Genomic DNA, 21,473 nt, shown 5'->3' on the forward strand with positions numbered 1-21,473 from the left:
TTGCAGCCTTGTCAGAATAGGTTGCAGCATAAGCCCAAGCTGGAGGGAGAGAAAGATTCATGCCAAGCGAAGAAATTAATGCGCTAGAGCGGGCAATTGCCGAGATTACGGAAATAGCCACTGGCTTCGGTTTAGATTTTTATCCCATGCGTTATGAAATATGCCCCGCAGATATCATTTATACATTCGGCGCTTATGGAATGCCTACACGATTTGGACACTGGAGTTTTGGAAAAACCTTTCATAAAATGAAATCCCAATACGATTTCGGACTGAGCAAAATATACGAGCTCGTTATTAACTCCAACCCTTGTTATGCCTTCCTGCTGGATGGAAATTCACTGATTCAGAATAAGCTGATTGTTGCCCACGTGCTAGCGCACTGTGATTTTTTCAAAAATAATATGCGTTTCTCCATGTCCAACCGAGATATGGTCGAGAGTATGTCAGCTACAGCAGATCGGATTGCCGGTTATTCTGTAACCTACGGAACTGATGCTGTGGAGAGCTTCATCGATTCAGTGCTGGCTATCCAGGAGCATATAGACCCCAGTCTGATCCAACCACGCAAGCTGGGCAAAACTCACCTGCTGGAAGCTAAGATGAAGGAGCTCAAAGATGCCCCTCCAGGTGGCTCGAAATCATCCAATCCTTATGACGAATTATGGAATCTAGATAAAAGCACTACCGGTCCGCAGGAAGCACCCTCTGGAAATCGTGCTTTCCCCCCAGAGCCAGAAAAAGATATGGTCTGGTTCATTCAGCAATATTCCACTGTTTTGGAGGATTGGCAACGTGACATTATGACGATGCTACATGACGAAATGCTCTACTTCTGGCCACAGATGGAAACAAAGATCATGAACGAAGGCTGGGCTTCCTACTGGCATCAGCGCATCGTTCGCGAACTAGATCTGACCGAAGAGGAAACAGTGGAATACGCAAAACTGAATTCATCCGTCGTGCAGCCCTCACGGCAAAGCCTGAATCCTTACTATCTGGGGCTGAAAATCTTTGAAGACATCGAACGCCGCTGGGACCGCGAGAAAATCTTTGAAGTACGTGAGCTGGAATCCGATACCTCTTTTATCCGCAGCTATCTATCTAAGGAATTGGTGAACGACCTCGATCTTTATGTTTTTGAGAAAAAAGGCCCCGAATGGAAAATCACCGATAAAGCATGGGAAAATGTACGCGATCAACTGGTGCTCGCCCGGGTCAATGGCGGGTCTCCTTACTTGGTCATTGAGGATGCAGACTTCGAGAAGAATGGTGAATTATTTATAACTCATCGCTATGAAAGCATCGAGCTGGATCTGAAGTACCTGGAGCGCACACTCCCTCACATCTACTCTTTATGGGGGCGCACAGTTCATCTACAAACAGTTGTGGAAGACAAAAAGGCGCGTTTTTCATACGATGGTAAAAAGGTGCAGCGGAAATTTATTTAAACTAAAAAAAGCGGCAGACCTAAACGGGTATTAACACCCTGGTCTGCCGCTTTTTGCTATGACTAAAATGTGGATTCAGATTCTTTTAACGACTTCGAGAAATATTTTGGAGCCTCAACAAACCCTTGTCGAGCATAAAATCTATGCGCATCAGTTCTTCTGGAATGACAATGAACCTGAATTTTATCACAGTTTCTTTTTCTAGCTAAATCAGCGCAATACTCCTCAAGCTTTCGTCCAATTCCTTTGCTCCTAATGGCATTACTCACCACAAGATAACTTATAATTGCAGTCTCTCCTACCAGACCTAATTGGGGTATGTAATGCATGGAAATACAAGCTACCACTTTATCATCTTCCTCAAAAACCAATAATTCCTCATCCGGATGTAGGATTAGCTTTTCTATTTTTTCTTGCATGAACATTTCTGTATCCGGATATCCCAACTGTTCTAATAATTCCGCTATGTCTTTCCAGTCATCAGCTCTCGCTTCTCTAATCATCTGCTTCACTCTCCGTTATTTTCGAATTACCTTATTAATTGACTCTATTAAACTACGGAAGATCATACTCGTCAAACGTATTAATTTCGATGTATAACTCCTCCAAGGTATCTACGTTTCCCATATGGGAATTCCTAAAAAAGAAGGCCCGCAGCGGTAACACGCTGCGGACCTTCATCGACACCCTCATATCGACTTAATAACTGCACATGGCAAATGCCCAGGTGAACGTAACGTAAGGAAGTTTAAAAATGTAGGCGCGTAGCGTTCGCCTTTGTCAGCGACATAAAGTCCAAACATTTCAGAAATTACAATTATCACCGAGCGGTATTTGCCCTTATCGACTATTCAGTCAACTTTTTCACAGGAACGTAAATCTCCATCACTGTATCTGGCCGCGAATGGCAGCGTTCATCGTAAAACTCAAAATCCAGTTTAGTCTCGTCATAAACGTAACCACTATCCTTAAACCATTCTTCGAAGATGTACTTCCAGCTGCTTTTTATGACTTGGGCAAACTGTATTTGCTCTGTATCTGTTGAAGTATCCACTGGAGGTGTTGTAAACACGGCATATTCGGCTTCTGGCACATCCATCGTCAACATATCAGCTTCTACCTTGGAGTAGTCCTCAACAATAACACCCAAAAGATAGGTGGCATTGCCGTTATCTGAAGACGGAATACATAAACCAACTTCTCCGTGTTTAGGCGGGTTTAGTATTTTATACATTTTGGACTCCAGGTTTTCACCCTCATAATGGCTCCAAAAAGAAGCAATATCCTTAGTGTACATACTACCCGCAACATTAGTTTGGATACCATAACCAGCCACCTTAAAAGCAGGCTTACGAACAAAAACAGGATTCATAATATAACCTCCGATATCAAATATTGAATTTCCTTTACTAAACCCATCCATCCGCGCCGCATATTGTGTCGGACTATAACCAAAGGTTTTGCGAAAAGCTTTAGTAAAGCCACTTTGTGTTTCAAAACCATAGTCCAGCGCAATATCAATGATCTTTTTTCCAGCAAATAATTCAATTGAGGCTAAGGATAATTTTCGGCTCCGAACATATTCCATCACAGACATTTCCTTGCACAAGCTGAACACTCGGCAAAAATGATACACCGAATATCCGACCTCAGTCGCTATTTCTTCCACCGTTATATTTTCTTTGATATGAGCTTCTATATATTCAACACATTTTTCTATATCTTTACTGTAATTCAAGTGCAGCACCAGCCTTCCCCCGTACGGTGATTTCATTATATCAACTGCGCATGAGATGGACTGTTCCTGTTTTGCTGAGCTGCATTATTGCCTGTATAAAAAAACAGAGCAGCGAGCCCCTCCATTTACAGAAGGATCACAACTCTGCGTATTCTTGGCCGCCATCATTTTGGGTAAGCCTCGAAGTAGACAACGCTGGATTCACGTAACCTACTTACACTTCAGTTGCTCCCTACGACTGACTAAAGGACCCAGATGACGTTATTTTCCAAAATATCGCCTTTTGAGCGGAGTTTCGGACTCCAGTGCAGCTATTACTCAAAAAACGGCTCATATTTAGGTTTTTCCTGCTAATAGCGACCATAGGGTCCAATAGCCTGCTAAAGATGCTCAAAATCTACGTTTAGGGTCTCCTGTGTCCTTTAGCAACTTCCTACGCACAACAGCCAAATTAGTCAGATGGGTGGCGGCGTTTAGATCAACATTAGGAGGGTAAAAGGAGGCAGTAAAACATGGAAGGACAAAAAAAGAGTGCTCCACAGCCATTTTCATGGCTTTTGGAACACCCCGCATAAATGAACTCTTTTTAACGGTTTAGCAGACTTCCCACGTATTTCAGCAGCTCGTTGGCGCAGATTGGGCAGTAGTGATGTCCATCAATAAGTCTGGCGCATACCTCATTGATTCGTTTGAGCTGACTTTCATCAGGTGTTTTGGACGAGGTGGTGATTTTGACGATATCTTTGAGGTCTGTGAACAGCTTTTTCTCAATCGCTTCCCGCAGGCGGTCGTGGTTGTTGTACTCGAATTTCTTCCCTTTGCGTGAATACGCGGAAATCCGGATCAGGATCTCTTCACGGAACGCTTTTTTTGCATTCTCAGAGATACCAATTTGCTCTTCAATCGAACGCATTAACCGCTCATCCGGCTCCATTTCCTCATCCGTCAGCGGATCACGAATTTTCGACCAATTGCAGAAGGCTTCGATATTATCTAGATAATTCTCAAAAAGTGTCTTCGCAGATTCCTCAAAGGAGTAGACAAATGCCTTTTGTACTTCGCTTTTCGCTAAAATATCATATTCCTTGCGGGCAATGGAGATGAAGTTCAGATAACGCTCCCGCTCCTCTTTTGTAATCGATGGATGCTGATCCAGGCCATCCTTTATCGCCCGCAGGACATCCAGTGCGTTCATGCACTGCAGATCTCCTTTGATCAGAGCGCTGGAAATGCGGTTGATAACATAACGCGGATCAATTCCGGACATGCCCTCATCTAAATACTCCGTTTGCATCTCCTTAAGATCGGCCTCTTTATAGCCCTCGACCTCTTCACCATCGTACATCCGCAGCTTTTTGATCAGATCCATACCTTGTTTTTTGCTTTCTTTAAGACGGGTTAGGATGGAAAAAATAGCGGCGGCACGCAGCGCATGTGGCGCAATATGCACATGACTCATATCACTCTGGGCGATCAGCTTCGCGTAGATTTTTTCCTCTTCCGAAACTCTGAGGTTATACGGAACAGGCATAACAATCATACGGGACTGGAGCGCTTCATTCTTTTTATTAGAAATAAACGACTTATACTCGGTTTCATTTGTATGAGCAATTATCATTTCGTCCGCACTTATCAACGCGAAGCGGCCAGCCTTGAAATTGCCTTCTTGCGTCAGTGACAGCAGGTTCCATAAAAACTTTTCGTCGCATTTGAGCATTTCCTGAAATTCCATCAGCCCACGGTTAGCCTTGTTCAACTCACCATCAAAACGGTAGGCACGCGGATCAGATTCCGAACCAAATTCAGTAATGGTCGAAAAATCAATACTTCCTGTCAAATCAGCGATATCCTGAGACTTCGGATCAGATGGACTAAAGGTACCAATCCCTACCCGCTCTTCTTCTGACAGAATAACACGCGTCACCTTAACCTGCTCAATGTCACCAGCATAATCATTTCTCAGACGCATCTGGCAGGATGGGCACAAGTTGCCCTCAATACGTACACCAAGTTCCTTCTCAATCTCCGGACGGAGCTCCAGCGGGATCAAATGCAGCGGGTCCTCATGCATCGGGCAGCCTTCTATTGCGTATACCGCACCCGCATCTGTCCGCGAGTACTGTTCCAAACCACGTTTAAGCAGCGTGACCAGGGTCGATTTCCCCCCACTGACAGGTCCCATCAATAACAAAATCCGTTTGCGAACATCAAGCCGACGTGCTGCAGAGTGAAAATATTCCTCGACCAACTTTTCGACTGCACGATCAAGTCCAAAAATCTCCTGTTCAAAAAACTTATACCGTTTGCGTCCGTTTATGTCCTCTACGCCGTGCGACTTAATCATGTCATAAACGCGGGAGTGAGCGGTTTTTGCGGGAGAGGGGTCTTTTCTCAACAGTTCTATATACTGCTTGAAGGTGCCGCTCCACGCCAACCGGTCGTTCTCAGCCCGATACGAAGCTATACGCTCAAAAATGTCCATTGCTCGCTGCCTCCTCTTGCGCTCCTACTTGCTCTTCTACTTGCTCTCCTATAGCGTTAAAAAGTGTATTACATACCTATGCGGCAAGCGCGGAATAGTTGACCTCTTTTTTACTGTGCTATAATAGAGAATCAGAAAATGGCTGTAAAACCTTATTGAGAAACCCGAAAATAAAGGCCTACGGGAGTGACAAGATGGCGGTACGACATGAAACGGAGCTGTACGCTCCTTTGAAGATTTTTTTTGAAAAGCAGGGTTACAGCATCAAAGGTGAGGTCCGGACCTGCGATTTGGTGGGGATTCGGGAGGACGTTGAGCATCCTCTGATCGTGGAGATGAAAAAATCATTCAATCTCGCCTTGCTGCTGCAAGGGGTAGAACGGTTGAAGCTCAGTCCCATCGTCTATCTCGCAGTGGAACGTGTCCGTGATAAAAAAGGTGCGGTGAACCAGCGCTGGGGCGAGCTTAGCGGGTTATGCCGCCGGCTCGGTCTTGGGTTGATCACCGTTATCTTTTATAAGACCAAAGCACCGCTGGTCGAGGTGCTTGTAGAGCCAGACGAGAAGCCGCCTGCGCAGCGCAGCAACAAGCGGCGGCGCGAGCGCCTGCTCTATGAGTTCCGCGAGCGCAGCGGAGACTACAACACCGGCGGCAGCACGCGCGTCAAGCTCGTGACGGCCTACCGTGAGAAAGCGCTGCGTGTCGCGCTTTCTCTGCAAGCAGCGGAGGCGGACGCCGCCGCCGCTGCAGAGAAGGCAGCTGCGAAGGCTTCGCTCGCAGCTGCCAAACGTTCAGCGGCGGGCACCGCTGAACAGGTTCCGGCGCTGAGCTCAGCGCCGGAGAGCCGTGCTGCCGGGGACGCGGCAGCACGGGAGGCAGCGGCGGCAGGCACGCGAAGCGGTGCCCCTAGCGCTGCCTCAAGCACGCTTCCAGCGGCCGTATTGGCCGCAGGAAGCGCTCCCCGCTCAGCCGGCATCACTCCGGCCGAGCTGCGGAAGCGTAGCGGCGTACCCACCGCCGCCGCTATGCTTCAGAACAACTACTACGGCTGGTTTCACCGGGTAAGCCGTGGGCGTTATACCCTAACCCCAGCCGGTCATGCGGCGCTGGTTGAATATGCCGCGATAACAAGCGGCGTACCCAATAACAGCAATCATCCCAGTAATTAGCTAACCTAACCTGGACAGTACATCAATCGAGCACCTCTTTTAGTCGGGTTCTAATCTTTTACCTCGGTTCTAATCATTTACTCAGACTTTAAACTTATTATTCTGATGCACACATAACATATTAAATAACGCCAAAAAGCATCCCAACTACGGGATGCTTTTTCGTATGTCTAATCTTATTTGAATCTTATCTCTGTACATTCCATGTTCTTATCTTACACATAACACATTAGTATCTGGTGCGTACCACGTTCTTACTATACTCATATCACATTTAGATTACATTTTTAATACACTAGTATCTCATACGTATCATGTCTTATTTCACACATATCTCATGAGTATCTCATACGTACCACATTCAGATTGCATTCTTAACACATTAGTATCTTGCTCATCACATTCAGATTGCATTCTTAACACACTAGAATCTCGTTCGTACCACGCTCTATCTCATACATACCACATTTCTATTTCATTCTTACCGCGTGCGTAACTCGCTTTTCCCACGTTCGCAAATCATTCTCATCACATTAGTAACTCATTCGTCCACATTCAGATTTCATTCGCGTTCGTATCTCACTCTTACCACGTTCATATCTCTGCGTACCTCACCCGGCACTAAGTGACTGTACTTTTTAACTTATTTAACTTATTTACACTCTCGAACACGAGCGCTATTTACTAATTACTATTTTCTCTACTCTTGCTTAAACATGCTACTCTTGCTGATTTATTCACATTAGAACCCCTATGCTACATTCAACATCCACTAATACTAAATCATTCAAAGCAAAATAAGCTTTAAAAACACCATTCCGAAAAAGGCACACTAAGTTATTAGGGAAATCCTCCCTAATATTCTTCGATTCACACGCTAAAAACCGCATTTTAGGGAATTACTCCCTGATTTTCGCCAGATTACCCCCTAAAACGGGGTATCCCTTGATTTTTTAGGGAGAAATTCCCTAAACAGTCCATTTTAGAGTTCAAATCGACCAGTTTTAGGGAGGATTTCCCTAATTAATCTCACATCACGCACTTCGTCTTGCCCGACTTGTAATTCTGTCCGTGTTTTAGCTCTAAGAGTGTCTTGTGTTTTCATCATTTCAATCATTTCATTCCCAACTTTCATTCCACTACCTAACTCCGTGCCGTGAACTCCTTAACCGCTTCGCTCATCAGGTTCATGCCAAGCAGCAGCTCATCCCGGCCGGGATGGCTGAAGTTAAGGCGAAGGTGATTGCTGACTCCATCTACACTACATAACGGACCCGGCAAAAAAGCCACTCCCTTACCTAGCGCACATTTGAGCAATGCCATAACATCCATTCCCTCTGGTGGTGCGACCCACAGGAACATGCCTCCTGATGGAAGATCATAGGAGCTGCCCTTCCAAGCAGGCCGCTTGAGCAGTTCCACCATAAGCTTCAGACGGGTGTTATACTCTCGATTCAGCTGCGCGATATGCTCACGCAGATCAAACGCAGACACATCCAATAAATGATGCAGCAGCCGCTGATTTAATGCGCTCGACTGCCAATCGGCCATCTGCTTAGCCGCAGACATCATTCTGATCAAGACTCGGCTGCCTGCCGCCCAGCCCGTCCGCAGCGCGGGCGCAACGGTCTTGCTGAACGAACCGATATAAAGCACATGTCCGCCATCGCTGATATTTTCCAATGCATACAAAGACGGATATCTTTTGGCCTTGTGTTCACCCTGCTTCTGGAAGTGCAAATCCCCATAAGAATCATCTTCCACAATCAAGATGTTATATGCGATACATAAATCCAATACTGCGCGGCGTCTCTCCAAACTCCATAAAATGCCGCTTGGATTGGTAAAGCTAGGGGTTGCGAACAGCATTTTCGGCTTATGCAGCTCGATCTGGCTCCGCAAATGCTCCGGATCAAGCCCGTCCAAATCACCCTGTACGGGAATAATAACGGCCCCCTGCATCCGAAGAGTCTGCAAAAATCCTGGAGAGGTCGGATTTTCTACTAATACACGATCTCCTGGATCAATATATACCCGCGACAACAAATCAATGGCTTGCTGGCTACCCGTTGTTAGCAGAACTCCACCCTCAACAACATTTACCCCTTTTTCTTTAAGCCAATCCCCAGCAAGCCACTCCCGAAGCGGTCCGTACCCGGCAGGATCACCATATTGCAGTGCTCCCGCATCTGCTGAAATCACCGTAGATGCTGCTTCAGCAAGCAGTGACAATGGGAATAGTTCTTCCGCTGGTAATTCTTCAGCTAGCGATATCATGGAGCTTCTCCGTGTTTGGGTGCGGATACTAAGAAGCGATGACGACAACAATGTGTGTGCGCGAGCAGAAAATTCGTAAATCATGCGAAATCCCCCTTCCCTGTTACCAAGTAGAAACGGCTTCGTCATCCTCATCCAAGGACGGGATGGTTACCCATTCAACATGATATTCTTACTTCTACTCCAAGAATATTCCACCCCATACGTCATTATGTCGTAAAGCGTGGGTTAGGCGTAGATTTGCCTGTTTTGTCTTGAGAAGAGCGCGAATTTCTCAATCGCTTGTGCCCGGGTCGAAACATCGAGCTTTACATAGATTTTGCGCAAATAATTATCAATGGACCGACGGCTTACCGCAATTTCAAGCGCAATTTTATCGTAGGTAATCCCTTGAACGATTCGCTCCATGATAAACATCTCTGTCTCCGTCAGTTGCAGAACATCATCTAATCCTTTAAATGTCGAAATCGGCCAAGCTCCTTTTTCAATCCATTCCAACGGCATTGAAAGAAAACCCTCCCGTAAACCCAGGATCAGCTGTAAAAGCTGACGGGGAGAAGCTCCCTTCGAGAATATCCCGCTGGCTCCTAGTTCTACGAGGGGCTGAAGCAGTTCTCGCCCGTCTTCGTCTGTCATCACGACAAAATGTGAGTTTGGTGAGCTTTTTTTCATATTTAACAGCACACTCTCAATATTCCCCTCAGGCATATGATAATCTACTAGCACTAGCTCGGGATTTTTTTCCCTTACGATGGTAGCGCCTTCGTCCCAAGTGGAATACATTCCCAGAACCTTAAGCCCCTCTTCCTCTTCCAAAATCAATTTTGTCCCCAGCATACTTGTAGGATGACACCCCACAATGACCACCTGCCAAACCTTCATCATTAATGCCCTGACCCCCTGCTCTATATATAATCATCTAGAAAGGAAAGCGCCGCAGCGTTTCCGGTTAAAACGCAAGCAAGGCTGTATGATGACTTGTCTGTATAATCTCTAGCTGGTTACCTTGTGTACGTCTATCAGAATTCCAATCTATAGAAATTGTATCGCAGTAGTTTAATAGGATGCAATTACTTTTTCTAGTTTTCATACTCTCTTACATTTTTGCGAATCTTGTCAAAGTCTGATAGAATGGGGACTTGAAAAAAAGACCAACCCGAGGTGATAAAATGCAACCGCTAGCGGAAACGTCCCCGGTACGCTCGCGCTCTACTACTGCGAGAAACGGCCCTTCCGTAAAATGGTTTTTACTGTTCTGGATTATGATGATCGGACTCGGCGTATATGCTGTATACAGCTACACGAACCATCTGAAGCAACAAGTGCTAACCGAACTTAGTACTCAGAGCCAGCAGCAGCTTACCGTTTTAAAGACCGACTATGAAGCAAAAATTGCCGTTCTCTCTGAAGAAGTGAAGGAATTGCAGAATACAGTGCAAAGCTTTAACGAACTATTAACCTTCACTAAAGATAATGCTAGTGCCAAGACAGATAACAGCAACAAGCTATATACGCAATTGAGTGAGGTAAGCAAACAGTTAGAAGCTTTGAAGAAAGAAATGGATCTGATCAAATGATGACGCCAGTCAAAAGAGTAAATCGCTTCTTCATGCTTCTAACTGCACCGTTCATAGGCTTGTTTATATGTATGTCGTGGTATCGACCACCGCTACAGCTAGACCTTGATGTAGGACAATTCACACCAAGCGCTGGGCCAGTGAATGAAACAGCTTCCTTAAAAAAAGAGCTGACTCTGGCAGAGGCCTCCGCAGCTTACACCATTGATGCTGTCAGCGCTAGTGCCAAGCTATATAAAGAGACTACCACTACGATGAATAAGCTGGTCGAAACAGCAAAGACTCAGGCGAACCGGCCTGAACTGATCTATAACCGCAGGATTTCAGCCAAGCTTGGTATACCTTCAGAGATTGTTACCAGCGACCGTATAAGAGTTGAGTTATATCGATTGAATCCAGGAAACTACAAAGCTTATGCGTTGAAAATCAAATTGAAGGACCCGACCGCTATGAAGATGAGCTTGGCGGAGACAGCCTCCGGTGCGGAAACTACTATGCATGCCGTACAGCGTAATGGTGCCATTGCTGGTATTAATGCGGGCGGTTTTGCAGATCAATCCGGAAAACGTTATCCCTTAAGCACAACTGTAGTGGATGGAAAGTATTTATACGGTTTTGAGCCAACGTACAAGGACCTAAGTTTTGTTGGGCTGAACAAATCCGGGCAATTAATCGGCGGGAAATTCTACAGTCGCGCACAATTAGATCAGCTAGATCCGGTATTCGGCGCCACCTTTGTGCCTGTCCTCCTTAAAAACAACATTAAAACACCCATACCCGAAAAGTGGAAAACATCCCCTAATCGGGCACCACGTACCGTGATCGGCAAATATAAAGATGATCAGATCCTGCTTTTTGTAGCAGATGGATATAATGAGTATGGCAGCTCTGGTGCACAGCTGGAGGAGATTCAGAACAAATTATCGAATATGGGCCTCGTAGATGCTTATAATTTAGATGGTGGTGGCTCTTCCTCATTGATCTTTAACGGAAGAGTTATCAATAAACCATCCGATGGAAATCTAAGAGCTGTGCCAACGAATTTCCTGTTTTTTAAATAATATAGTAAATTGTCTATGTAACATATCACATTTGCGTTTATTTTTATTAAATTGCAGGTTATAATCTTGATAACGAATACATTCGCTATTGGAGGTGCCAGTATGTCGTTCTCATTAACCTTTTGGATCGTAATGTTCGTATTTGTGTTATTTACGGTCGGCATCCTTACCTCATCTTACAACGACGACAAAACAAAAGGCCTATAAAGCCGATATGTCCCTGCAGCCACTTGGTGCGGGGGCATTTTTCGTATACATAAAAAAACTGCCCCCAAGTAGAAGAGTTCTACGAAGAGGACAGTTTTTTTATAAGCTCTTGGCTGTCAAAATTCAAAATATGTACTTCTTAGGCATGTCTTGGCAATTGAGTCATTTCCGAAAGGCATGCAGAACAAATATAACGATCTTTATATTCGCTTACACCATCCATTGATCCACAGAAAACACATTTTGGACGGTAACGCTCCAAGATGATATGGTCACCCTGTACCAAAATTTCAACCGGGTCGCCTTCATTCATCTGATACCTTTTACGCAGGGACTTAGGCAGAACAATTCTACCCAACTGATCCACTTTGCGAACTACACCAGCAGGTTTCATAACTAACGTACACCTCTCCTGTTCAAGAAAAATTATTTAGTAGCTACTACTTATTTCGGCTCTTTCAATATATTTCGTTACCTAATTGTCGAATCCTGCTGAAAAAAATAAAAAATTTGTCTTTTTTTAAATAAGATTAGGAAAATCCAATTGTCGAAGCGCCTCGTACACAATAATAGCTGCCGAATTGGATAAATTCAGAGATCTCACAGCATCACTCATTGGCATGCGCATTTTTGTTTCTTTACCTGCTTCTAGAATCTCTGCAGAAAGCCCCTTCGTTTCCTTGCCAAAAACAAAAAAATCGCCATCTTGGAACTCAAAGTCACTGTATCTTTTCTCTGCTTTCGTCGTTGCGTAAAAGAAACGCCCCTCGTTATATTTCTCCAAAACCTCAGCAAAGGAGTCGTGATATTCAATAGTAACAGCATGCCAATAGTCTAATCCTGCTCTTTTTAATGTAGCATCGTCTGTACGGAATCCGAGTGGACGAACCAAGTGAAGATGAGTGCCTGTAGCGGCGCAAGTACGCGCAATGTTGCCAGTATTGGCCGGAATTTCCGGCTCGACTAATACGATATGGAGTGCCATTATATGGTTCCTTCCTCTCTAAAGGCTTAATAGCCAGATGTTTTACTCTAGTGCCTAACCATAGCTTCTCCAAACAAACTGAAAACCTTCCACCAAGAAGGCGGAAGGTTATAGATAGAATTCATTAACCTTGAGTTTGCCGGAAATGGTTCATGAAATCGGACAGTGCTTTTACACTTTCGTAAGGAACTGCATTGTAGATGGAAGCACGCAAGCCCCCAACACTGCGGTGACCCTTTAAGCCGACAAAACCTTCCAGTTCAGCAGCTTTGACAAACTGCTTTTCGAGTTCTTCTGATTGCATCCGGAAAGTAACGTTCATAATAGAGCGGCTGCCTTGTTCTGCAACGCCACGGTAGAAACCGTCACTTCCATCGATGTGATCATATAACAGACCCGATTTTTCAAGGTTCTTGGAATGGATGCCAGCTAAGCCGCCTTGCTCCTCAATCCATTTTAATACTTCGTTCACCATATATACAGAGAAAGATGGAGGTGTATTGTAAAGAGAGTTATTCTTATAATGAGTGCTGTAACGCATGATAGTAGGAATGTTAGAAGGTGATTCTGCAAGCAATTCTTCTTTCGCGATAACTACAGTCACGCCTGAAGGTCCAAGGTTCTTTTGTGCTCCGGCATAGATCATTCCGAATTGGTTCACATCGATTGGACGGCAAAGTATATCACTAGACATATCCGCGATTAACGGAATCGAGCCTGCATCCGGAAATTCTGCATATTGCGTTCCTTCAATGGTCTCGTTGGAAGTAACATGAAGGTAAGCAGCATTCTCCGCAGCTTTGATCGAACTTAATTCAGGTATAGCCAAGAATTTCTTATCTTCGGAAGAAGCAGCAACATGAGCGCCTCCTACCAATTTGGCTTCTTTATAAGCTTTATCCGCCCAGCTACCTGTCATTACATAGCTACCTACTTGGCCTTCGGAAATCAAGTTCATAGGGATCATTGCAAACTGTGTGCTTGCTCCGCCTTGTACGAACAATACCTTATAGCCCTTCGGATTGCCGAGGAGCGAAAGCAGACGTTCCTGCGCTTCATTATGCACGGATTCGTAAATTGCACCACGGTGCGACATCTCCATGATAGACATTCCACTTTCCCGGAAATCAACAAACTCCGCTTGTGCGCGTTCCAGTACCGTAAGCGGCAATGCTGCCGGTCCGGCATTAAAATTGTATGCTCTCTTATTCAAAACTGCTCCCCACCCTTTCTCTCCTATCAATATGGATATGGTTATGATAGCAATATTCTCCCGCACCAGCAAGTATAATTATTCACATAAAAGGTTAAGACGGTACTCATTTCGCAGTGAAAAACCGGTAAGATCGGCGCCAGCTCTTGCTTTGACGCGGTAAAAGACTAATGTTCACAAATACTTCAGGAGAGACTACATGACCTTCTCCCCACAGGGCCATACGTTCTACTGGAAAGTCCCCACTCTCTCGCACGCCCGTTCCACTAGGCTTATGAACCAACTCCCAGGTGAACTCATTTTCCTGACCTTCCCAACCGCTCAACTTGCAATAAAAGGGTTTATCCGGTTCCTTTGACCAAGTAAGAGTATTCCCGGATACCTCTAGCAATTCTTTCGTATAGGAGGATTCTGGTTCTACTACCTTGAGTTCCCTCGGAAGACGCAGTTCAAAATCCTGCCCAATATTCAACCCATCGATTCCGATGAAATTGTGAATATATTCCTCCGTATGGAAAGGCTTTTGACCTTTGTTATGCAATTCATATGCAATTGTTAATTGATCCCCCTGTAAAGAAATCGTTTTGGTTAGCTGCACAGCATATCCGTTGCTTTCCATTGGGTGGATCGTATATGTGACCGCATCATTCCCTGCTTCGACATCCTTACTAAAAGAGGTTAAAGGGAACTCCTCATTGAAGCTGTATAATGGGGAATTTCCTTTTTGTAACAATCCGACTCCGATTTTTGGAAACCAGCCTCCGATTGGCGCTTCATCATATCCAATTGCCCGGGAAATGCCAAACTCATTACAAAGCCCCTTGCCTCCAGTTCCTTCGCCTGGCTTCAAGCTTTCCGGCACACAAAACGTATGTTTCCCCTCTTCTAATGTCACCTGTGTAATAAATCCTGTCCAGTCAAAACGAGTGCCCTTATACTCTCCGATATCAGCGATATCGACAGTTAATATGCCATTTGACAGTCTGCAACCCATACCTAACGCGCCCTTTCGTTCATTGTTACAATGAATAAATATTCATTATTGAAAAAAACGTCTGCAGCCGCTATGAATAACGGTGCAGACGTCTTAAAATATCGTATAAAGCTACGCCAATGTCACTTCAATCAAGTGGCATTTCTCTGTCTGCAGAGAGAGCAACTCTTCACGCGGAATAATCGCACTTCCTGAGCCGCGCTGCAGCGTCACCTCGCTGCCATTCAGGGTAACAGAGTGTATTTGGTACTCCCCGTAGTTTAAGCTTCCTGTGGCTTTATAGACCACTTCAAACTCGCGATCCGCGAAGATTGTCTTAATAGAGGCTTTTCCCTCGGAATCAAACTGCTCTTTAACAAGCTTCGGTTGCAACAAAAGATCACCTAGCTTACCTTTTACACCAAATACTTCAGTAACCATAGTTAACAGCAGCCAGCTTGCTGATCCTGTTAAATACGTATACATCCCTCTGCCTTGCTCGTTAATATACTCAGGAATTCCTGGGTATATGCGGGCTTTTGCAAAGTCAGTACTTAAGCTATACAGAGATTCTAATACTTTATGTCCTTCTTTCACATATCCGCGTTTATACAATGCATTGCCATACATGATGGTCATGTGACTGAACATAGCACCGTTCTCTTTATGTCCAAAGGCAAAGCCAAAGGCACGACCCAGATTCTGCTGGATCCCTCCGAAACGGGAATTAAGTCTGTACCCAATTTTGTCATCCAGTAGATTACGATCCACGGCGGCAATGATATGCGGAATTTGCTCTGGTGCAGCTGCATGGCCCATCAGCGGGAATACTTGACCCGTAAGCGTCATTCGAACGCCTTCTGCGAATTCCCCTTCCACTTGTTCCCCATCATTATTATAATAACCGTTAAACCAGCCTCCACCGTGTTCACTTTCCACCCACTCATTGCGGCGCAAGTGATTAAAGATCCACTCTGCTTTTTGTTCCAGATCGTCCGCTACTGTCTCTATGTCGAGTCCTACACGAATACCGCTGACTTTGTTCGGAGCGGCAGCATAATATTGATTAAGTCTTTCATGCTTGCCTGATACAGATTCATAATCCACTTGCTCACCAAGCGAATCTAGCAATAGTTTCATTTCTTCTGCCAATTCAACTGTCTCTTGCCCTTTAGAAGTCTTTAGCGTACGTAGCACACGAGAAATATCCAATAAGTTACTTGCGTAGAATGCTGTGAAAGCTACACTCTCACCCCGGTCTGCGCCCATATCAAGACCATCATTCCAGTCTGCGCCCTCCAGCAGGATATTATTGTGCTCTCCAACATTAAAGAACGGAACCAGATTTTGCAGCAGGATATGCTCCAGAATCGTACCTTTATAAACCTCACCAGAAGTAGTTCTGAGATCACTTCCCAGCGAGGTATCCCATGAATTATCGCGTTCCTTACAGCGACTCATAAAGGTATCGCGGAAATACGTCTGTTCCTGCAATAAGAAATCAAGATCACCACTCTGATCCAGATATAACATAGTCGTTAAGAACGGCCAAGCTCCATGATCCATCCACACCCGCGGGATGTTGTTACGGTCGGCAATAAATTCACCAGGCTGTTGACCGATAATAGTGGCATTACTACCATCTATTCTTACCCCGGCGTAGTTGTTCAGCAGTAAGCTGCGTACTTCAGCCGGTTCCATAATAAGGAGTGCTAGACAATCCTGCCAAAGATCCCGCCAGCCACGTCCGCCTCTTCCATAATCATGATAAGGCAAGAAGGAGTTACCATAAAGTCTTCTCAGCACGGGTTGAATCGTAACCCATTTCATCCATTGGTCAGCATCTGAATCACCGGTATGAAATTCTACCATATTCACTTTATCTGCCCAGAAGGCTTTAGTTTCCTCAAGCAAATGATCAAAAGCTTCAGATGTACCATATTTGTTCATCAAGGCATCCACGTCAATTCTCTCATTATGGATCGCCATAACTACTATATAAGAATGGCTGTCACCAGGAGACAGATTAAGCGCCTCGTAACGAAGACCCCCGATAGCCTCATATCCCTCTCTTTGTACACCTCCACCCTTGCCAATCTCCGGCGTGTTGTTCAGGATAACAGCTTCTGGCCAATCCAGACTTCCACCTTCTCCAATGAACTCCTCCTGCACTGGAAAGAAACCAGCAGGTTGATTGCCGTCACCCTCTGCACCAAATACTCCATAAGAAGTGTGATTGATGCGGTGTCCCCGCTCATCAAAGGAGAGCGCAGGCTGAACCTCAACACCATAAGGTGAAGTATAGATCCGGTTAAGCAAAGAGGTTACATGTCTATGATCGCGCAGATCATCTGCCGAACGCGCGTAGATCGGAACTACCGCTGTCGGTGTCAGCGTAATAACCTCTGCTATTGTATTCGTCAACGTAACCTTCATTAGTTCGACCTTATCATTACCGCTTGGCACAAAGCTGGTGATTTCAGCTTTAACACCCATCTCTGCGTTACAACGCGTTACGCGTTGCCACAGGAAACCAGCCTCTAGTACTGCTTCATCAGTAGACGATGTATAGAAATCGGCATTTTGCTTAGCGGAGTTCCCCACTGCCGACCAAGCTCCCTTGCCTTCTACGTATACCCAGAAGTTACGGGAAGCCCGCGAATTATGCAAATCTTCAACAGATAATGGCGGTGTCAAAAATGTATTATGACCTGTGGTAACCTGACCATGAAGTTTTGGAGTTACCGTCGACATCATTCCCCCTTCATTCACTAGAGGGAAATATAGAAAACTGCTGCGATCCGGTTGCTGAAGCCTGAATTCCCCATCATTTCCGGTGAATTCGAAGCCATGAATTTTATTACGATCCATTCTCTCCATCCTCTCATTTACACAACTACTTAAGCTTTAACCGCACCTGCCAATGCACCGTCAACGATATACTTTTGAATGAAGGTGTATAGGATGATAAGCGGTGCAGATACGATCATGATCCCGCACGCCAACATAGGCCAGTTGTTCCCGTATTGACCGCGGAATTCTTTAAGCCCGAAGGTGATTGGATAGTTTTCTGGACTCGGTAAATACATGACCGGCCCCACGAAGTCATTCCAGATACTAATTGCTGTTAGAATAACACCTGTAGCAATTACTGGTTTCATAAGTGGCATGATGATCTGGAACAAATAACGCATATATCCAGCGCCATCCATACCTGCTGCTTCATCCATCTCCCGGCTAATTCCTTTGATGTAACCTACAAACATCATGAACACGATACCCGTTCCGCCTGTTTTAAGGAGAATGTAACCCAGCTTCGTGTCATAACCTACAAATCCTAGCTCCTGTTTCATGGTAAGCATCAGCTTGAACTGTGCGACCATTGGATTCGGCAGGAACTGAGACATTAAGAAGAACAAATAAATAAATCCGCTCCACTTCACATAATTTCTCGCCACCGGGAAGGCCCCGAATAACGAAACAATTAGGGTCAGCACTGTTGCCACAGCTGTATACAGCAGACTGTTTAAGAAATAATTAGAGAAATTACCCTGTAGCCAAGCTTCTTTATAATTATCCCATTGAATACTTTTTACGAGACCGATAGGATCTAACAGATATTCTGTAAAGGACTTGAATGAAATATTGATTACAAATAACAACGGCATGATATATAAAACAAGCAACACTGCAATCAGAATATAAGAGAGAGTTTTGGCGGTTTTGGAATCCTTCATTAATATTCCACCTCTCTCTTACGCATTTGTTTCACTGCAAATACTACAAACACCAGAATCATAAGGAATTGAACCACGGAAAGCGCGGAAGGAAGTCCCATCTGTAGAGAACCACGGAACGTCTCTTTATAAACGTCATATGCCATCGTTCTTGTGTTAAAGCGACCGTCCGTAGTTGCGAGAATAATATCAAAGGTGGACATCGCACCGATAATAGACAAAATAATGTTAATCGTAAAGGATGGAGCGATAAGTGGGAATGTGATATTTTTAAAAGATTGCCACTTCGTAGTTCCGTCTATATATCCAGCCTCATACAAATCTTTCGGTACGGATTGTAGTCCCGCAAGGAAAATCAACATCGAATAACCCATATACATCCAAATTTGCGTAAATATAATATAACCGAACGCATGAGTGAAGCTTCCAAAGAACATATCTTTATAACCGAACAAAGAATCATACAGTTGGTTAACCGGACCACTCAGCGGATCGAACATCATGCCCCATACCAGTGCAACTACCGCTACACCAAGCACAACCGGTAAAAAGAATACCGCGCGATAGAAATAATCGCCTTTCAGCTTCTGATTGATAACTACGGCCATAAGCAGACCGACACCGTTCTGTACAATGGTTACAATGACCATGAAATAAATAGTACGTATAATGGAATCCCAACGCTCGCCTGAATTTCCTGAGTAAAATACATCATAATAATTGTCAAGGCCTACAAAACTCATCTTGCTTCCAGGAACGTTAGTGATATCTGTAAATGAATAGATAACCGTCATCATAGATGGGCCAAAATAGAAAATTACATACAATGATAATGGAATCATTAGCAGCAGAAGCGGTATATATCGTTTAATACCTTTCCCGAACGGATACATTTCTCTCACCTACCCAATCCTAATTCAATAAAATGATCGGGGCCTGCACAAAACAGACCCCGAAGTTGTAAAACATGTTTGGTGTACAGTATGTTGTAGATTCTTTTTATTTATCGGGATAGCTACTTATTTAGGTGCTGCTGCTTCCCATTCTTTTTGTTGTACATCTGCAAGCTCTTTAGCGGTTTTAAACTCGCCACCTGGTGCCAAATATTCAGTGTGAACGCCTTCAGCTGCAATGTGCTCACCAACGTTATCACGGTTAATCATCATAATTTCATAAGCAAGTTCGAAATCTCCAGTCATGTATGGAGCAAGTTCTTTGTCAATAAAGTCACTTTCAGTGGCAATATTGTCTTGTGTAGGCAAGAATCCAGCTGCTTTAACATATTCTGTGTAGTTTTCTGGTTCAGAGAAGAATTCCAGCCATTTCAAAGCGCCTTCTTTGTTCGGGCCTTTTTCTGCTGCATACCAAGTTACATCGTATTTACCGACAAGAGAATTATTCTTAGCAGCATCTTCTGTAGCTGGGATTGGGAAGTAACCAAATTTCACATCTGGATTTGCTGCCGCGATCGTAGGAGCATCCCAAGTTCCGTCAGCAATCATAGCTGCTTTTCCTGTTGCGAAAAACGAAGGTGCTGTTGCATAGTCGATACCCAAGAAACCGTCGATGATGTAGTTATCTTGAAGCGTCTTCATTTTCTCCAATACTTCTACAGCCTCAGCATCGTTAAACGCCGAAGTTCCCTTCCAAACCCCTTCAATCCATTGTTGTTGGTTGCCGCCACCCAGAATCTTGGCTTGCAAACCGAACACTGGCAATTTCAATGGCCATACATCCTTACCAGCCACTACGATTGGAGCAATACTCTTAGCTTTCAATGTATCTAGAACACTAATGAACTCTGTCCAAGTTGTAGGTACAGTCAGCCCGTTTTGTTCAAAAATTTCTTTATTATAGAAGAATCCTGACATCGCTACTTTACCGGTTGGGATTGCATACACTTTATCTTTATAAGTGCCGGCTTTAGCAATATCATTCGCATTGTAGTTTTTAACGAAAGCTTCGCCGCTCAGATCAGCAATCAGCCCGGAATCAATCCATTGTTGCCAGTCTGGCACTTTCGCACCTGGTGTCCAATCTTTCGGAGACAATCTCATACCGGATAGATCGGCAAGTACATCTACGTCACCAGCTGTAATTCTTGCTCTTTGTGCTTGTTTGAATTCATCATCCGGACCAGTGGTTGTGTACTCTACTTTGTATTCCGGATATTTTTCTTCAAACTTTTTATTAATTTCTGTAATGACCTTGTTAATATTCTCTTGTTTCCAGTGTAAGATCTTAATCACTTTCTTATCACCAGATGCAGGCTTGTTTGTTCCGCTGCCCGGAGTAGCCTCACCATTCGCGTTGTTATTGCCGCTTCCACATGCTGCTAATGAGAGCACTAGCGCTGAGCTCAACAATACCGCAGAAAGCTTCTTTACCATTTTGTTACCCCCCAGATAATTTGTTATGACCCTTTAACGAAACCACATGCTAATTTCTGAAAATCACGAAACAGTAAGGATGATATCACAGAAAGCGGTTTCGGTGTTTTCATTATTACATCGTTATTTGTCTTTGTAAAGTCTTTTTTCATTGTTCATTTTTGAACGTTTTTTGAACCAATCATTCAAAAAAACCTTTAATATCAAGCATAA

The 21,473-nt window shown here is 44.4% G+C and carries 18 protein-coding genes; 4 read left to right on the forward strand and 14 right to left on the reverse strand.

Features of this window, described 5'->3' with window-relative positions:
- Positions 1 to 59: 59 nt before the first annotated feature.
- A complete protein-coding gene (locus MHH49_RS01415) occupies positions 60 to 1,451 on the forward strand; it encodes a SpoVR family protein (protein WP_036684424.1) in 1,392 nt (463 codons plus the stop codon).
- Between the two features lie 62 nt (positions 1,452 to 1,513).
- Here MHH49_RS01415 and MHH49_RS01420 read toward each other — a convergent pair whose 3' ends face one another.
- The 3 genes from MHH49_RS01420 to MHH49_RS01430 form a co-directional block, all read right to left on the reverse strand.
- Complete coding sequence (locus MHH49_RS01420) at positions 1,514 to 1,954, reverse strand: GNAT family N-acetyltransferase (protein ID WP_094903793.1); 441 nt, start codon at positions 1,952 to 1,954, stop codon at positions 1,514 to 1,516.
- 344 nt (positions 1,955 to 2,298) lie between these two features.
- Positions 2,299 to 3,225: an AraC family transcriptional regulator gene (locus MHH49_RS01425; RefSeq protein WP_235219505.1), complete on the reverse strand. Its 927-nt coding sequence runs from the start codon at positions 3,223 to 3,225 to the stop codon at positions 2,299 to 2,301.
- Between the two features lie 550 nt (positions 3,226 to 3,775).
- The gene (locus MHH49_RS01430) at positions 3,776 to 5,671 is read right to left on the reverse strand and encodes a PrkA family serine protein kinase (protein ID WP_036684429.1); all 1,896 of its coding nucleotides are present in this window, start codon (positions 5,669 to 5,671) and stop codon (positions 3,776 to 3,778) included.
- 194 nt (positions 5,672 to 5,865) lie between these two features.
- Here MHH49_RS01430 and MHH49_RS01435 point away from each other — a divergent pair, with 194 nt between their 5' ends.
- On the forward strand, positions 5,866 to 6,840 hold the full coding sequence (locus MHH49_RS01435) for a DUF2161 family putative PD-(D/E)XK-type phosphodiesterase (protein ID WP_051491337.1): 975 nt from the start codon (positions 5,866 to 5,868) through the stop codon (positions 6,838 to 6,840).
- 982 nt (positions 6,841 to 7,822) lie between these two features.
- Here MHH49_RS01435 and MHH49_RS01440 read toward each other — a convergent pair.
- From MHH49_RS01440 to MHH49_RS01450, 3 genes are all read right to left on the reverse strand, one after another.
- Positions 7,823 to 7,975 carry a hypothetical protein gene (locus MHH49_RS01440; RefSeq protein WP_169744751.1) on the reverse strand — a complete coding sequence of 51 codons (153 nt, stop codon included), beginning with the start codon at positions 7,973 to 7,975 and terminating at the stop codon, positions 7,823 to 7,825.
- Between the two features lie 8 nt (positions 7,976 to 7,983).
- Complete coding sequence (locus MHH49_RS01445) at positions 7,984 to 9,201, reverse strand: aminotransferase-like domain-containing protein (RefSeq protein ID WP_036684431.1); 1,218 nt, start codon at positions 9,199 to 9,201, stop codon at positions 7,984 to 7,986.
- Between the two features lie 144 nt (positions 9,202 to 9,345).
- Positions 9,346 to 10,002, reverse strand: coding sequence for a response regulator transcription factor (locus tag MHH49_RS01450; RefSeq protein ID WP_036684433.1), 657 nt, complete (start codon positions 10,000 to 10,002; stop codon positions 9,346 to 9,348).
- Positions 10,003 to 10,286: 284 nt separating this feature from the next.
- Here MHH49_RS01450 and MHH49_RS01455 point away from each other — a divergent pair, with 284 nt between their 5' ends.
- Both MHH49_RS01455 and MHH49_RS01460 read left to right on the forward strand, forming a co-directional pair.
- Complete coding sequence (locus tag MHH49_RS01455; RefSeq protein ID WP_036684435.1) at positions 10,287 to 10,694, forward strand: hypothetical protein; 408 nt, start codon at positions 10,287 to 10,289, stop codon at positions 10,692 to 10,694.
- On the forward strand, positions 10,691 to 11,755 hold the full coding sequence (locus tag MHH49_RS01460) for a phosphodiester glycosidase family protein (RefSeq protein ID WP_111503170.1): 1,065 nt from the start codon (positions 10,691 to 10,693) through the stop codon (positions 11,753 to 11,755). Before MHH49_RS01455 ends, MHH49_RS01460 begins: the two co-directional genes overlap by 4 nt.
- 346 nt (positions 11,756 to 12,101) lie before the next feature.
- On the opposite strand, the gene MHH49_RS01465 is transcribed toward MHH49_RS01460, so the two are convergent.
- From MHH49_RS01465 to MHH49_RS01500, 8 genes are all read right to left on the reverse strand, one after another.
- Complete coding sequence (locus MHH49_RS01465; RefSeq protein WP_036684437.1) at positions 12,102 to 12,356, reverse strand: AbrB/MazE/SpoVT family DNA-binding domain-containing protein; 255 nt, start codon at positions 12,354 to 12,356, stop codon at positions 12,102 to 12,104.
- A 126-nt stretch (positions 12,357 to 12,482) separates the two neighbouring features.
- Positions 12,483 to 12,947, reverse strand: coding sequence for a tRNA (uridine(34)/cytosine(34)/5-carboxymethylaminomethyluridine(34)-2'-O)-methyltransferase TrmL (gene trmL, locus MHH49_RS01470; RefSeq protein ID WP_036684439.1), 465 nt, complete (start codon positions 12,945 to 12,947; stop codon positions 12,483 to 12,485).
- 124 nt (positions 12,948 to 13,071) lie between these two features.
- Positions 13,072 to 14,160: a 3-phosphoserine/phosphohydroxythreonine transaminase gene (gene serC / locus MHH49_RS01475; RefSeq protein WP_036684441.1), complete on the reverse strand. Its 1,089-nt coding sequence runs from the start codon at positions 14,158 to 14,160 to the stop codon at positions 13,072 to 13,074.
- Between the two features lie 106 nt (positions 14,161 to 14,266).
- A complete protein-coding gene (locus MHH49_RS01480) occupies positions 14,267 to 15,154 on the reverse strand; it encodes a hypothetical protein (RefSeq protein WP_036684443.1) in 888 nt (295 codons plus the stop codon).
- A gap of 111 nt (positions 15,155 to 15,265) precedes the next feature.
- Positions 15,266 to 18,004, reverse strand: a complete 2,739-nt coding sequence (locus MHH49_RS01485) for a GH36-type glycosyl hydrolase domain-containing protein (RefSeq protein WP_036684445.1) — start codon at positions 18,002 to 18,004, stop codon at positions 15,266 to 15,268.
- Positions 18,005 to 18,033: 29 nt separating this feature from the next.
- Entirely contained in the window at positions 18,034 to 18,870 is an 837-nt protein-coding gene (locus MHH49_RS01490; RefSeq protein WP_036684447.1) for a carbohydrate ABC transporter permease, read from the reverse strand.
- On the reverse strand, positions 18,870 to 19,763 hold the full coding sequence (locus MHH49_RS01495) for a carbohydrate ABC transporter permease (RefSeq protein WP_036684449.1): 894 nt from the start codon (positions 19,761 to 19,763) through the stop codon (positions 18,870 to 18,872). Before MHH49_RS01495 ends, MHH49_RS01490 begins: the two co-directional genes overlap by 1 nt.
- A 126-nt stretch (positions 19,764 to 19,889) precedes the next feature.
- The gene (locus MHH49_RS01500; protein WP_076316697.1) at positions 19,890 to 21,260 is read right to left on the reverse strand and encodes an ABC transporter substrate-binding protein; all 1,371 of its coding nucleotides are present in this window, start codon (positions 21,258 to 21,260) and stop codon (positions 19,890 to 19,892) included.
- Positions 21,261 to 21,473: the final 213 nt, after the last annotated feature.

Source organism: Paenibacillus sp. FSL F4-0122, from assembly GCF_038002845.1.
GTDB lineage: Bacteria > Bacillota > Bacilli > Paenibacillales > Paenibacillaceae > Paenibacillus_AQ > Paenibacillus_AQ odorifer.

Coding starts and splice junctions, on each gene's coding strand:
- MHH49_RS01480 (WP_036684443.1), bottom strand. CDS start 15,154: ATGGGTTGCAGACTGTCAAATGGCATATTAACTGTCGATATCGCTGAT.
- MHH49_RS01495 (WP_036684449.1), bottom strand. CDS start 19,763: ATGTATCCGTTCGGGAAAGGTATTAAACGATATATACCGCTTCTGCTG.
- MHH49_RS01445 (WP_036684431.1), bottom strand. CDS start 9,201: ATGATTTACGAATTTTCTGCTCGCGCACACACATTGTTGTCGTCATCG.
- MHH49_RS01435 (WP_051491337.1), top strand. CDS start 5,866: ATGGCGGTACGACATGAAACGGAGCTGTACGCTCCTTTGAAGATTTTT.
- MHH49_RS01460 (WP_111503170.1), top strand. CDS start 10,691: ATGATGACGCCAGTCAAAAGAGTAAATCGCTTCTTCATGCTTCTAACT.
- MHH49_RS01440 (WP_169744751.1), bottom strand. CDS start 7,975: ATGAAAGTTGGGAATGAAATGATTGAAATGATGAAAACACAAGACACT.
- MHH49_RS01420 (WP_094903793.1), bottom strand. CDS start 1,954: ATGATTAGAGAAGCGAGAGCTGATGACTGGAAAGACATAGCGGAATTA.
- MHH49_RS01465 (WP_036684437.1), bottom strand. CDS start 12,356: ATGAAACCTGCTGGTGTAGTTCGCAAAGTGGATCAGTTGGGTAGAATT.
- MHH49_RS01450 (WP_036684433.1), bottom strand. CDS start 10,002: ATGATGAAGGTTTGGCAGGTGGTCATTGTGGGGTGTCATCCTACAAGT.
- MHH49_RS01490 (WP_036684447.1), bottom strand. CDS start 18,870: ATGAAGGATTCCAAAACCGCCAAAACTCTCTCTTATATTCTGATTGCA.
- MHH49_RS01500 (WP_076316697.1), bottom strand. CDS start 21,260: ATGGTAAAGAAGCTTTCTGCGGTATTGTTGAGCTCAGCGCTAGTGCTC.
- MHH49_RS01430 (WP_036684429.1), bottom strand. CDS start 5,671: ATGGACATTTTTGAGCGTATAGCTTCGTATCGGGCTGAGAACGACCGG.
- MHH49_RS01455 (WP_036684435.1), top strand. CDS start 10,287: ATGCAACCGCTAGCGGAAACGTCCCCGGTACGCTCGCGCTCTACTACT.
- MHH49_RS01485 (WP_036684445.1), bottom strand. CDS start 18,004: ATGGATCGTAATAAAATTCATGGCTTCGAATTCACCGGAAATGATGGG.
- trmL (WP_036684439.1), bottom strand. CDS start 12,947: ATGGCACTCCATATCGTATTAGTCGAGCCGGAAATTCCGGCCAATACT.
- MHH49_RS01425 (WP_235219505.1), bottom strand. CDS start 3,225: ATGAAATCACCGTACGGGGGAAGGCTGGTGCTGCACTTGAATTACAGT.
- MHH49_RS01415 (WP_036684424.1), top strand. CDS start 60: ATGCCAAGCGAAGAAATTAATGCGCTAGAGCGGGCAATTGCCGAGATT.